The sequence below is a fragment of the Legionella bozemanae genome, assembly GCF_001648595.1.
In the GTDB taxonomy this organism is placed as follows: domain Bacteria; phylum Pseudomonadota; class Gammaproteobacteria; order Legionellales; family Legionellaceae; genus Legionella; species Legionella bozemanae.
Window position 1 is genome coordinate 79,179 of sequence record NZ_LBAW01000007.1, and the last position, 13,582, is coordinate 92,760.

Consider the following 13,582-nt stretch of genomic DNA (forward strand, 5'->3'; position numbering starts at 1 on the left):
TTTTACTAAAGAGTTTATTAACATGTCTGAAAGTTTCAAAGAATTGTTTGAGCAAAGTATTGCCGGTGCTCAATTTTATCCAGGTGCCATTATTAATGCCAAGGTTATCGGTATCGATAATGATTATGTCATTTTAAATGCCGGTCTAAAATCCGAGGGTATTGTACCTAAAGAAGAATTTTATGATAAAGATGGTGCGTTGGAAGTTAACCTGGGCGATACCGTCGAAGTAGCTTTAGATTCTGTAGAAGATGGCTACGGTGAAACGATACTTTCGAGAGAAAAAGCTAAACGTCAGGAAGCTTGGCGTAAATTATCTAAATCACATGAAAACAATGAAACAGTTACCGGTCTTATTTCTGGGAAGGTCAAAGGCGGATTTACTGTTGAAATTGGTACTATACGCGCCTTCTTACCTGGTTCATTAGTAGACGTCAGACCTGTAAGAGATCCTTCTTATCTGGAAGGCAAAGAGCTTGAATTCAAAGTAATTAAAATGGATTTAAAGCGCAATAATATTGTTGTATCCCGTCGTGCGGTTGTTGAAGAAGAAAGCAGCGCTGACAGACAAGCATTGCTCGAGTCCCTGCATGAAGGTCAAGAGCTCCATGGTATCGTTAAAAATCTTACCGATTATGGTGCATTTATTGACTTGGGCGGCATAGATGGCTTGTTGCATATCACTGATATTTCATGGAAACGCGTAAAACATCCAAGTGAAGTATTATCCGTTGGCCAAGATGTAAAAGTAAAAGTATTAAGTTTTGATAGCGAAAGAAACCGTGTTTCTTTAGGTATGAAACAATTAGGTAACGATCCTTGGGTTGATCTGGTAGAGCGTTATCCTATAGGCAAAAAATTACAAGGTAAAGTTACGAACATTACAGATTACGGTTGCTTTGTTGAAATAGAAGAAGGTGTGGAAGGCTTAGTCCACATGTCAGAAATGGATTGGACCAATAAAAACGTACATCCAAGTAAAGTGGTGTCTCTGGGTGACGTGGTTGATGTTATGGTTCTTGAAATTGATGAAGAAAGACGCCGTATTTCTTTAGGTATGAAGCAATGTGTTGGCAACCCATGGCAACAATTTGCTGCAAGTCACACTAAAGGTCAAAAAGTAAGTGGTAAGATTCGTTCAATTACCGATTTTGGAATATTTATTGGCTTGGATGGGGATATTGATGGCTTAGTTCATTTGTCTGATATTTCCTGGACTGTTCCTGGTGAAGAGGCAGTAAAACAGTTCAAGAAAGGTCAAGAGATGGAAGCTGTTATTCTTGCTATAGATCCTGAGCGTGAGCGTATTTCTTTGGGTATTAAACAGCTTGAAGGCGATAACTTTGCAAGTTTTGTTGATGAGTACACCAAAGGTGCTATTGTAAAAGGTACTGTTGTGGCCGTAGATCCTAAGACAGTTACTGTAGCTTTGGCAGATGACATTACCGGTACTATTCGTGCAAGTGAACTGTCTGATGAGCGTGTTGATGATGCTACTACTCTTGTCAAAGAAGGTGACGAGATTGAAGCAAAAATTATAAACGTTGACCGCAAAAATCGTTCAATTACTCTTTCAGTAAAAGCGAAAGACGCCCAAGATGAAGCAGATGCGATTAAGAAATATTCTAGAACTGAAGGTGCTTCAACAACCTTAGGTGATTTACTGAAAGAAAAAATGGCAAGCAAAGAGAGTGATTAATTTCTTTATTGTCAATTAGTTAAGAAAGCGTAGATTCTTCTACGCTTTTTTTTGTTTGTATATTTTAATAGCCTGAGTGACGCGAAGTACAACTTAGGTTATTGTTATGTTGTGTCCTGGAAAAATCTGGGACTGCTTCGCTCTGCCTAGGTCACTAAAAAGGAAGAATTTATGCGCATATTAATGCTGGTTATTTATATACTTTTGATCATTATTGGCGTTAGTTTTGCTGCTCTAAATGCTACTTCGGTAGATGTTAATTTTTATTTTAAAGTCATATCAATGCCTATCTCTGTTCTTATGACAATTATGCTGGGCATTGGTATTTTAATAGGATTTATACTTTTTATGTGGCGATATTGGCGTTTAAAAGCTGAATGCCACAAAATTAAAAACCAATTAAAATTGACTGAAAAAGAAATTAAAAATTTGCGATCAATTCCATTGCAAGATCAGCATTAGTTTTTTTATTATTATAAACTTGACATGCACAGAGGAGGGTAATAATGATAGATTTATGGCCATTACTATTGCCTGCTGCTGCTTGGTCTGGTTGGTGGATGGCAAATCGTAGCAAACCTAAGGAAGATCCAACTTTTTATAATCGTTTATCCCGTGAGTATGTTGTCGGATTAAATTATCTTCTAAATGAGCAACCGGATAAGGCCGTTGATGTTTTTATTAAATTATTAGAAGTCGATAGCGATACTGTAGAAACACATCTTGCATTGGGAAGTTTATTCAGACGCCGTGGCGAAGTAGATAGAGCCATACGGATACATCAAAATTTAATCGCAAGACCCCAGCTAAGTATTTTGCAAAGAAAAGAATCTTTAATGGCACTAGGCCAGGATTATATGAGCGCTGGTTTATTTGATCGTGCAGAACGAATTTTTTTAGAGGTTGTAGAATTGGGGGGCTCTAAAGAAACAAGTAGTTTACATGGCTTATTAGCGATTTATCAACAAGAAAAAGCATGGGAAAAAGCTTTAGATGTGATTAAAAAACTGGAGATCTCGACCGGGACAAGTTTTCATAATCAAGCGGCGCATTACTATTGTGAAATGGCCAATCAGGCATTAAAAACAAATGCAATTGATAAGGCGGCTTATTGTATTAAACAGGCAATATCTGTCGACAATCAATCAGTTCGAGCAAGTTTAATGAATGCAAGCCTTGAAATGAAAGAAGGCCGTTTCAAACAAGCAATTCGTTCATTAAAACGCATTCCTCAACAAGATGCTGATTTTTTAACTGAAATTATCGAACCTTTAGTTATATGTCATAAAGAATTAAATACAATGGATGAGTGCGTCAAGTATCTTGAAGAGACCTTAGAGGATAATCCCAGAGCTTCAGTAATTTTTGTAATAGCAGAGTATTTGAGACAACAAAAAAATATGGATGCAGCGATAGATTTTGTAGCCGATAATTTGAGCAAACATCCATCAATTCGAGGTTTAAATCAGTTAATCTATTGGCATCTTGAGTCTGCTCACGGAAAAGTGCGTGACAAGTTACAAATGCTTTATGATATAACCAGTAAATTTTTAGACAATAAGCCAGTTTATCGATGTGTTCATTGCGGTTTTGGTGGAAAACATCTTCATTGGCATTGTCCCAGTTGTAAAAACTGGGGAAGAATGAAACCTGTCCATGGATTGGAAGGATATTAACCAATTTTTAAGAGATTATGATGCAATTTATCGATTTAAAAAAACAATATTCAATAATAGAAAACGAAATTTTGACTAGCATTAAAAACGTTTTGAATCATGGTCAATACATCATGGGGCCTGAAATTGCACACCTTGAAAAGCAATTGGCTGATTTTATAGGGGTGAAACATGCCATTGTCAATTCAAGTGGAACTGATGCTTTATTAATGGCATTAATGGCTTTGGAAATTCAGCCAGGCGATGAAGTAATTACCACTCCTTTTAGTTTTTTTGCTACCACAGAGGTGATTAGTCTTTGTCAAGCTAAGCCTGTTTTTGTAGATATTGATCCGCTTACTTATAATATGGACCCTGATCAGTTGGAAGCGGCAATTACTAGTAAAACTAAGGCAATAATGCCAGTTGGATTATATGGCCAATGTGCTGATCATGATGAAATTAATTCTATTGCTGCTCGCTACGGTATCCCAGTAATTGAAGATGCAGCACAAAGTTTTGGAGCGACTTATAAAGGTAAGTATTCTTGTGCTTTATCAACGATTGGATGCACCAGCTTTTTTCCCTCCAAACCTTTAGGTGGTTATGGAGATTCCGGAGCCTGTTTTACCAATGATGATGCTTTAGCCCAAAAACTTATTGAAATAAGAATTCATGGCCAAAATGCACGTTATTGCCATAATCGTATAGGAATTAATGGACGAATGGATACAATCCAAGCAGCTGTTTTAATTGAAAAGCTGAAACTTTTTCCAGATGAAATCATCATGCGTCAACGAGTTGCCAGGTCTTATGATCAAATGCTTTCGCCTTTAGTCAAAACACCGTTTGTTCATAGTTATAATACCAGTGTTTATGCACAATATACTATTGAAGTAAATAATCGTGATGCATTTCAAAAAGCGATGCAAGAGTCAGGAATTCCTACAGCCGTTCATTATCCAGTACCTTTACATCAGCAAACAGCCATGGCCTATTTAGGCTATAAAATGGGTGATTTTCCACATGCAGAATACGCAAGCAGCCGAGTTATCAGCTTACCTATGCATCCTTATTTACAAGAAGCGGAGCAAACGAGAATTGTTAGCGCGGTAAAAAGTGCTCTGGAAGTACATAAAGAAGAGGCGATAGCATAAATGATGCCTAAACTAATTGTTGCATTAGATTTTGATAAGGAGCACGATGCTTTAAATTTGGTTGAAAAACTTGATCCGACAAGTTGTGCATTAAAAGTGGGCAGTGAGCTTTTTACACTGCTTGGGACACACTTTGTGAAACAACTGATTAAAAAACAATTTAAAGTATTTTTAGATTTAAAATTTCATGATATTCCTAATACGGTTGCAAGAGCTTGCAAAGCGGGAGCTGATCTGGGGGTTTGGATGATGAATGTTCACGCTTCAGGCGGAATGAGCATGATGCAGGCTGCAAGAAAAGCAATTGATTCTTATGGTGTTAATAGACCGATATTAATTGCGGTAACTGTTTTAACTAGTTTTAACCAAAATGAACTAACTGCTATTGGAGTGAATGCACCAGTAATGGACCAGGTGAAGAATTTGGCAATTTTGACCAAAGAGTCAGGTTTGGATGGTGTAGTGTGTTCTGCTCAAGAGGTGAAAATAATAAAAAGTGCTTGTAATGACCAATTTATTACGGTTACTCCAGGTATTAGACTTGCGAGTAATTCAAATGATGATCAATCAAGAGTAATGACTCCTAAACAAGCTATTGAAGAAGGTAGCGATTTTCTAGTAGTAGGGCGTCCAATCACTCAAGCGACTAATCCGGAACTAGTTGTAGATGAAATTTTAAGTAGTATACAGAATATTTAATTCTTTCCACGTAGGGTAGGGATTGAACTTTCAAAAAAACTATAGGCTTTACAGTCCATAGCTGCCAAACTTAGCTATTATTCCTGCGAAGGCAGAAATCCATCCATGATGGAGCACATTGCCAATATAGAAATGGATCCCTGCGCGGGGATGGCAGAAACTACTTGTGAATTGAGTAAATAAAACACAATTATTCATAGCTGTCCATGGACTGTTAATCTGGCAATTTTTACTTCATGAAATTCTGCAGTTCTGCTTTAACCCACAATTTCTTCATATTCTTGATATTACAATCATTCGAAGTATGGACGATTCAAATCAATGAAACGATCCGAATAGTTTTTGCTCTATTTAATTTCTGATAAATTTGTGTTAAATATATTTGTGATGGTTAAAAATAATAAAACAAAGAGCATCGTCATCATATAGTTAGAACAAGAGAGGTAATGGAGAGAACTAAGAATCAAGTTAATTAAAGCAAGATCAATTGAGCAATATACAACTGGGAATAGTGATTAAATTATTGCTGAACGTTAATGGATTATCATAACTTAAGGATAAGTCATGACACCACAACACGTAATAAGTCAGTTGCTTGCATCTGACGCACACCAATATCCTCAAAATCTGGATTTATTAAAAAAAATTATCATTACGGCTTATTTAGGGCGCCTGCAAATTAATGGTTTACCACCTGATAATAAAATTGCTTTTGGTAACTATCTATTTGATAACGAACAAATAATGTTCGATTTTACCCGTTTAAGCGATGAAAAAAGAGCATTGTTTAAGCAATGGTTTTTGGAGCCCCATCAAAAGGATAAAACCAAGGCATTTTTAAGTGGCGTCACGGTGAATGAATATCGAGGTTTTACAGCCGAGGTCGCCTTAACATGGTGGGGTAGGATAGTAAGTTGGTTTCAGGGGAAATATCAAGAACATTGGAAAATAAGTGATTTAGATTTATCACTTAAAAATATATCCCATTATCAATTGACTGGTATTCAAATGTGTCATGGTAATCATGGTATATTGATTGGTTTCAATCAATTTCTAGTCCCGGGTATAGGGACAAAATATAATGATCCTAATGATTCACAGCAAGAGCCTCTAGGGAATACCAAACGAGTTTTTATTACTGATAAATTGGTTGATAAGCTCATTGCGCTTAATATAAAAAATATCAAATTTGAATCAGTATGCAAAAGTCCTCATCCACAATCTATAGAAGTATCCGATCCCCAAGAACGTCTGGATAAAATGCATGATTACCGAAAAATGCAGCGTTTTATGTCACTGAAGCCATGGTATGTTCGAATTTGGAGTTGGTTTTTTCCTTGGTTAAATGATGAAAAAGTTAAAAGTAAATCAATTAAAGAGAAACAAGTAGTATCGCTCTATGAAACAAAAAAAATTGAGATTTTCCGATTTTTAAAATCACATGAGATTCTGGTTAGAGAAAGAAAACCTAATATTGAAAATATAGTGTTTTGTGGTGGTGGTGCAAAAATTTTTGCACATGTTGGCGTCTGGAAATCGTTAAATGAAGCCAAAATATACCCTGATAAATTTGCTGGGAGTTCAGCAGGTGCCATCATGGCTTTATTGTGCTATTTAGGTTACTCTGCATCTGAAATTGAAGAATTATTTAAACATTTCAAGCATGAACATTTGGTTCATTTTGATATCAATATCAATGGATTTTCTGAAGCAAACTCATTAAAGACCGCGCTTGATTATGCAATTGCTTATAAATTGAATCAAATTGTTACCGAATATCAAATCCCATACCCACAGGGTAAAATTACTTTTGCTACTTTAGAAGCAATTCGGCAAAAATGTCCTGGTTGTGGAATTGGAAAAGAGCTAGTAGTTACAGCAACAAATAAACGTCAGGGCACAACTCGATATTTTTCCTTTTTACACTCACCAGCGTTTGAGGTAAGTGAGGCAGTTAAAACATCTGCAAGTTTTCCCATAGTCTATAGATCAACGCTTATTGATGGAGAAGAACATAATGATGGCGGTATATTAAATAATCTTCCCACCGAGCCTTTTTCTGATGACCATTCAACCTTGCTTGAATCTGAATATGGTAATAACTTAAAAGTATTGGCTGTTAAGTTTGATGATGGGCCTGAACGTAAGGCAATAGATCGGGTTATGGACAGGGTTTATAGAGAAAATGTTGTATTAAACTGGATTTATAGATTGCTAACTGGTGTTAGTGATCCGGCGAGCGGTTGGGAAAAAGATCGCTTGAAGTTGAGAAAATATGCATGTCAATCCATCGTGATCAATGTCGATAATGTATCAAGTTCGTCATTCACAGTAGGAGAAGAGACTAGAAAACAAATGATCGATGCAGGCTACGAGGAGACAAACAACTATTTGAACATGCGGTATCGAAAAAATGACTCCGAAGAATATGAAAATGAAGAATTTATGTATACGACTTTTAGTTCTTTGGGTGAATTACTTTCTTACTGTTGTTATCGAGGGGATAGGCGCTGGTTTGAAATAGTATATCGACTTATTGAGGAGTCTACTGTACCTAATCGAACGGAGCTAATACAACAAGCTGAAGAGCTGCGGAACCTTTACTTTAGTACAACTGCAACTTCGCCCAAAAGTCCTAAACAGGATGAGAGTCCTCTAACTTTTTTTGGCAATGAAATAATGCCACATACTTCATCTACATCCATTGGGAATGAGCATCATAAGATTTTACTTGCTGTATATCCTGTGCTTTTAAAATTATCACAAGAATTATTCACTGACAGTACCGACAAAAAAATCTTTGATTTTGCTCGTCATTCTTTTTCATTGAAAACACCTTTTGCATGTTTAAATCATTTTGCAAAAATTCACAATGAAACACATGTAATTTTTCATATTGCAATTAATTTATTAAAAGAACTGAAAAAAAATCCCAGTGAGAAGGTATATGAAGCATTTGTTCAATTACTTGAGTTGCTTAATAGAGGCAATAAAAACATATACAAAGAAGAGTATTTTGCACGTTGGGATTTATCTTTTACCCAAAGTTTACGCATATTAGGTTTATTGCATAAGGATTCTAAAGCTCATCCTCGATTGCTTCGTTCATTAAGCAGAGGAAGTGAACCTATGCAAACAGTTATTGATGGAATCTTCTGTGAGGACAATTACGATGATTTAGAATTAGAGGAATCTTTTTCTTTTGGTATGTAGAGTTTATTTACAACTCCGTTATCTTAGCCGCAATGTCTTGATTTTCTGCGTTTTTATGTTCCCATACCTTTATGTATGCTGCGCTTCAGTACGCAAAAATCAAGGCTTTGCAATTCAATCTAGTGAATTGTAACGAAATTCTAGTAATTTTATAAAACTGTGATATTTTATTTCGCAACTCGCAAACAGGAAGTAACTAGGAAATAAGTTTTATTTATGAAAGTAAAAGGGTTTACGCTGCTTGAATTATTGATAACCATGGCATTGTTTTTAAGTTTATCAATAGTTGGTATTGGCTCATATACTTATTTTATAAGAAAAAATGAGCAAAAAGTACTCATTGATGAATTGCGGACTGTAATACAGTATGCCAAACTCCAGGCTATTATCCTTGGCAGCTCTGTATCTCTTGCACCTCTAGATGCTTCATCCAGTTGGTCAAATGGTATGATTTTAAATTTTTTAAATAAAAAAACAAATAAAATTGAACCGATTTATCGCTGGCAATGGAGTCATCCTTGTTGGGATCTGAATTGGGAGGGTGCAAGCTCCACAAATCAGATTGTATTCTCAACTTACCCAGGACAAGCAATTAGTAATGGACGTTTTATTTTAATTAATAAAAATACCCATGAGCAGGTTATTATCATATTAAATCGACTTGGTAGAATAAGAATTAGCAATAACTTGTCGCTGATGCGTTAATTTTGTAAGATCTTGCTGAATATATTTTGTAATGTACTAAAATCCATGCCTATTGATACTCATTCTATTTTTACAATAAGTGCACAAAGTTCTGAGCAACTCACAGAGTGGCTTAATTATCAGGATTCATTGACTGATAAACTGCACCAAATTAAAGGTGATGCGCAAGTTGAGCTGATTTCCCAATGTTGGACGAATACGGACTGGTGGAATAAAAATTTTTTACAAATTCAAGATAAGCTGGTTTTTCAACGCGAAATTGTTATGAAAAGCCACAATGTTGCTTATTGGTATGCTCGAAGCATTATTCCCAAAAAATGTTATGATCTTGATCCTGCTTTTTTTGGCCGTTTGGAAAATGAGTCAATAAAAAATTTAATCTTTAAAGAAGATAAAGTGTATCGTGTCCAGTCAATCAATTATCCAATTGATCAACAGTGTTTGGAATACTATTGGGTAAAAAGAAACTTGGGTTTTGTAGATGGCGTACTTTGGGTTCGGCTTGCAGAGTTTTTATTTCAGGAAAAGGAGTCATTTTATTTAGCTGAAATTATGTTCCCTGAACTTGAGGGTATTACTTCATGAAATGGAATGCATATTGGCGGCTGATGCGTTTTGATAAGCCTGTGGGAATTTTATTGCTTTGGTTTCCAACAGCATGGGCTTTATGGTTAGCAAATAAAGGCGTGCCGACACTTAGGCTTTTTATCCTTTTTTTATGTGGCACTGTACTTATGCGAGCCGCAGGCTGTGTGATAAATGATATAGCAGATCGGAATATCGATAAACATGTCGCACGCACTAAATTAAGGCCATTAACTTCTGGCGAAGTTACTTTGCCCGAAGCCTTTCTTTTATTAATAATCTTGCTTTTCGCTGCATTATTTATATTAGTTCAGTTACCCCGAAATTGTTTTTATTTTGGATTAATCGCATTATTTATTTCTTTTTTATATCCTTTTTGTAAGCGTTTTCTAGATGCTCCCCAACTGATCCTTGGGTTAGCGTTCTCCATGGGAATTCCTATGGCTTATGTTGCATCAGATCTTCCTTTAAATGGTGAGTTTTTTTTATTATTTTTAATCAATTTTTCCTGGATTCTTGTTTACGACACAATGTATGCCATGGCCGATAAAGCAGATGATTTGCGCATTGGTGTGAAATCTACTGCAATTTATTTTGCTAGTTACGATCGAATGATTATTGGTGTGTTACAAAGTTTATTTCATAGTTTGTGGTTATGTTGGGCGCTGGTGAATCAAATAAGTTTATGGTTTTATATTTTTTGGTTTATGGCAGGAATCGTCTTGATGTACCAACAAAGGTTAATTAGTAAAAGAATACCTGAAGAGTGTTTTAAAGCGTTTATTGTTAGTGTGTATTATGGCGCCTTGATGTGGTTGGCCATTTTATAGGGTAGTATAAGCTCTACTCCTAAAATCAACACAATGTTTTTTTCTATAAGAGAATTAAGCTAAACTTGCAAGTTAAAAGTAATGATGAGGAATCTCATTGAAAATTAAATTCAGAATGGCGTTATCTTATAAAGAAATTATTTAGATAATTAAGATTACGGATACCGCGAACAAGTCCGGAGAGATCCTTGCGAAACTTGAATGTCATTTTTATGTTTTTAAATAAACTATACTCAAAGTCCTACGTACTGCGCTTTATGCACGGCACGTAGGAGGGTTAAATTTCGCGTGGATCGCTCAGGAATAAGTCGCGGTATGTAGGAGTACTAAGGAAATTGTTAGTACACTCTGTAGCGTTCGGGTTTTAATAGGCATCGCTACCATTATCTGCAACTACACGTGTGTTTTTTCCATAGATTACGAGAATTTTTTGCTTTGTTTTTAGCTTGAGATCTTCCGCCTGAACTACAGAAATAATTCCGCCTGAATTTAATCGAATCACATACTCAACACCACGCGATTGACTGTAGCCATTATCCTCAAAACTATTATTTGTGTTTTTAGTAATATTGCTCATGTTTCGACGCAAATTTACAGGTCGCTTTGAAATAATTGTGCCTGGAATGACTTTTTTAACTTTACCTACTTCAGCTGAATCATATTCACCAGGAGGTAATGCTTTATTACAGCTGAATAAAATAAAACTAAAAAGTAATACTAAAACGGACTTAAATAAGTTTTTTCGATTCATAGGGCTTAAACTCCAGTTAGGAACATGACCGAAAATAATAGACCTATTAGTTAGATAGTATCGTTCAGCAAATAGGGAATTATCCGGGTCACATTAACATTAATTTTGCGGCCTTGCGCAGTATAACCGAGAATTAATTTATTTTTAACAGTTCTTCCAATAAACTGCTGGCACCGATTCGAAACCAGCTCTTATTAATTTGCTTGTCAAGCATTAACTCTGCGAGTCGTGCATAATTATAAGCGTGCTGTGGTTTTCTAATGCCTCCTGAAATCTTGATCCCACAATATGTGTTTGTATCTTGAATAGCGCATAATATTGCAAATACCGCCGATAAAGATGCTCCTGCTTGGATTTTACCTGTTGAGGTTTTAATGAAATCGCATCCTAATTCAATTAACTCTTTGCTTGCATTGTAAATGGTTTCCATATCAGGAAAAGAACCCGTTTCTAAAATAATTTTTAAAACAAGTTTTTGCTGTTTGCATAATTGCGCAATAGCCTCACATTGATTTAAAGCCTTTTGCTTTTGTTCCTTTAGATAAAGAGGATAAGGAAAGACATAGTCAATTTCTGCAGCACCCAATTGAATCGCTTTTTCTATAGATGCAATTGAATCAGCCACCTCTTCAATTCCTTGCGGAAAATTAATCACTGTAGCTAAGTCAATGGTATTTTGCGAAGAGAATTGATCGAGATGCTGCAGATAAACACATAGTGCAGCAACCTGGTTTTGATTTGCACTGTATTTTAATTGGTTCAGTGATTCAATGGTCGCGCATTCATCCAAGAGGGTAAGATCAATGGAGTGAATCAGTTGCTTGGTGGTAATGGTATTCTTAGAGTAACCGCCAAGCAATGCTTCCATAACTTCATTAAAATGGGTTTCTAAACTCATTTTAAACTCGCAATGTACTGTTTTAGAATGAAATTAAGTTTTTCTGAGGCACTTTCTGCCATCGCAATCACCGATTCATGGCTGTGGGCTGTTTTTGAAAGGCCTGTAGCATAGTTGGTAATCATAGCAATAACTGCTACATGCATACCACAATGATTTGCCACCAATACTTCTGGAACCGTAGACATCCCTACAGCATCTGCTCCCCAAAGTTTAAATGCTCTGATTTCAGCAGCTGTTTCATAATGCGGGCCGAGTACAGAGATATAAACCCCTTCTGTAAGTCGGATTGAGTTTTTTGCAGCAATGGATAATAAGTCAAAACGCATTTCTTTATCATAAGCGTTGTCTAAAGGATAAAATCTTGGACCAAACTTATCATCGTTAGGGCCAATTAGAGGATTACTGGGCTGCAAATTAATATGATCGGAAATAAGCATCAATTCACCTGGACCAACATCCTCTCTTAAGGAGCCTGATGCATTAGTGGCAATGAAATAATCGCATCCTAAGAGTTTTAAAGTACGAATATAGGTTTTAACTGTTTCATAATTTTCCAAACCTTCATATGTATGGGCTCGACCTTGTAAACATACAACACCTACATTATTCCAATACCCAAAAATTAAATTACCACCGTGACCTTGAACAGTTATTTTGGGAAATCCAGGCAGTTCTTCATAACTGATTCGAATCGAATCTTGTAATTCCTCAGCAAATTTACCTAAACCTGATCCTAATACCACACCTATGGTTGGTTTAAATGAAGGATATAATTTTTTAATATAATTTGCTGCTAAATGGGCATAACTCTGCTTTGGTGCAGTATCTGTCATAAAAATCTTCCTATTAATTAGAGGCTGTTTCCATTTCTTCTGTTTTGGTCAAACTGTCCTGATTTTCCGCACTTCAGTGCACGGAAAGTCTGGGCATTTGGGCTCAAGCTTGCGAAATGTAAACAGACCCTACGGGTTAAAATCAAATTTAAAAGCCAAGGGCAATAGTCCATTAATCTTTACGCTATGTAATATTGAATTTTTATCACATAGATGGATCACGGTATCAGGTGTTGAAAATTCATAAATTCTTTGCCTGCATGCCCCACAAGGCGAACATAATAAATTTGTTCCTGCCAGTACAACCATACTTTTAATACGTTGCTCGCCTGCAGACACCATGGCAGAAATTGCTGAGGTTTCTGCACACACTGCCAAACCATAAGAGCTGTTTTCTACATTGACACCTGTATATAAATTATCTTTATCGGTACAAATACAACAGGCTACGCTAAATTTAGAGTAGGGTGAGTAAGAATTGGCAAGTGCCTTATGTGCATTTGAAATCATTTTCGCAATTGTTTGATCCATAATGAAGCTCAATTAAAACTGAA

At 36.0% G+C, this 13,582-nt stretch carries 13 protein-coding genes; 9 read left to right on the forward strand and 4 right to left on the reverse strand.

Annotation, left to right across the window (positions count from 1 at the left end; translation table 11 throughout):
- The first annotated feature begins 22 nt into the window (after positions 1–22).
- The 9 genes from rpsA to ubiA all read left to right on the forward strand — a co-directional run bounded on the left by rpsA (position 23) and on the right by ubiA (position 10,543).
- Entirely contained in the window at positions 23–1,699 is a 1,677-nt protein-coding gene (rpsA, locus tag A8O27_RS08240; RefSeq protein WP_058459786.1) for a 30S ribosomal protein S1, read from the forward strand.
- A gap of 171 nt (positions 1,700–1,870) precedes the next feature.
- Positions 1,871–2,161, forward strand: coding sequence for a lipopolysaccharide assembly protein LapA domain-containing protein (locus A8O27_RS08245; protein ID WP_058459787.1), 291 nt, complete (start codon positions 1,871–1,873; stop codon positions 2,159–2,161).
- 44 nt (positions 2,162–2,205) lie between these two features.
- Entirely contained in the window at positions 2,206–3,375 is a 1,170-nt protein-coding gene (gene lapB, locus A8O27_RS08250; RefSeq protein ID WP_058459788.1) for a lipopolysaccharide assembly protein LapB, read from the forward strand.
- A 20-nt stretch (positions 3,376–3,395) separates the two neighbouring features.
- Positions 3,396–4,511 (forward strand): DegT/DnrJ/EryC1/StrS family aminotransferase, encoded by a 1,116-nt coding sequence (locus A8O27_RS08255; protein WP_058459789.1) that lies wholly within the window; start codon positions 3,396–3,398, stop codon positions 4,509–4,511.
- Entirely contained in the window at positions 4,512–5,210 is a 699-nt protein-coding gene (pyrF, locus tag A8O27_RS08260; RefSeq protein WP_058459790.1) for an orotidine-5'-phosphate decarboxylase, read from the forward strand.
- A gap of 564 nt (positions 5,211–5,774) precedes the next feature.
- A complete protein-coding gene (gene vpdC / locus A8O27_RS08265) occupies positions 5,775–8,423 on the forward strand; it encodes a Dot/Icm T4SS effector VpdC (RefSeq protein ID WP_058459791.1) in 2,649 nt (882 codons plus the stop codon).
- 216 nt (positions 8,424–8,639) lie between these two features.
- Positions 8,640–9,128, forward strand: a complete 489-nt coding sequence (locus A8O27_RS08270; protein ID WP_058459792.1) for a GspH/FimT family pseudopilin — start codon at positions 8,640–8,642, stop codon at positions 9,126–9,128.
- 45 nt (positions 9,129–9,173) lie between these two features.
- Positions 9,174–9,713: a chorismate--pyruvate lyase family protein gene (locus A8O27_RS08275; protein ID WP_058459793.1), complete on the forward strand. Its 540-nt coding sequence runs from the start codon at positions 9,174–9,176 to the stop codon at positions 9,711–9,713.
- Positions 9,710–10,543, forward strand: a complete 834-nt coding sequence (gene ubiA / locus A8O27_RS08280) for a 4-hydroxybenzoate octaprenyltransferase (protein ID WP_082642450.1) — start codon at positions 9,710–9,712, stop codon at positions 10,541–10,543. Before A8O27_RS08275 ends, ubiA begins: the two co-directional genes overlap by 4 nt.
- Positions 10,544–10,907: 364 nt before the next feature.
- Here the strand turns inward: ubiA and A8O27_RS08285 are convergent, their stop codons facing one another.
- The 4 genes from A8O27_RS08285 to cdd form a co-directional block, all read right to left on the reverse strand.
- Positions 10,908–11,294: a hypothetical protein gene (locus A8O27_RS08285; RefSeq protein WP_058459794.1), complete on the reverse strand. Its 387-nt coding sequence runs from the start codon at positions 11,292–11,294 to the stop codon at positions 10,908–10,910.
- Between the two features lie 133 nt (positions 11,295–11,427).
- Positions 11,428–12,192 (reverse strand): deoxyribose-phosphate aldolase, encoded by a 765-nt coding sequence (gene deoC, locus A8O27_RS08290; protein WP_058459795.1) that lies wholly within the window; start codon positions 12,190–12,192, stop codon positions 11,428–11,430.
- A complete protein-coding gene (locus tag A8O27_RS08295) occupies positions 12,189–13,028 on the reverse strand; it encodes a purine-nucleoside phosphorylase (RefSeq protein ID WP_058459796.1) in 840 nt (279 codons plus the stop codon). The genes deoC and A8O27_RS08295 overlap by 4 nt, the downstream gene beginning before the upstream one ends.
- A 129-nt stretch (positions 13,029–13,157) precedes the next feature.
- The gene (cdd, locus tag A8O27_RS08300; RefSeq protein ID WP_058459797.1) at positions 13,158–13,559 is read right to left on the reverse strand and encodes a cytidine deaminase; all 402 of its coding nucleotides are present in this window, start codon (positions 13,557–13,559) and stop codon (positions 13,158–13,160) included.
- Positions 13,560–13,582 lie beyond the last annotated feature (23 nt).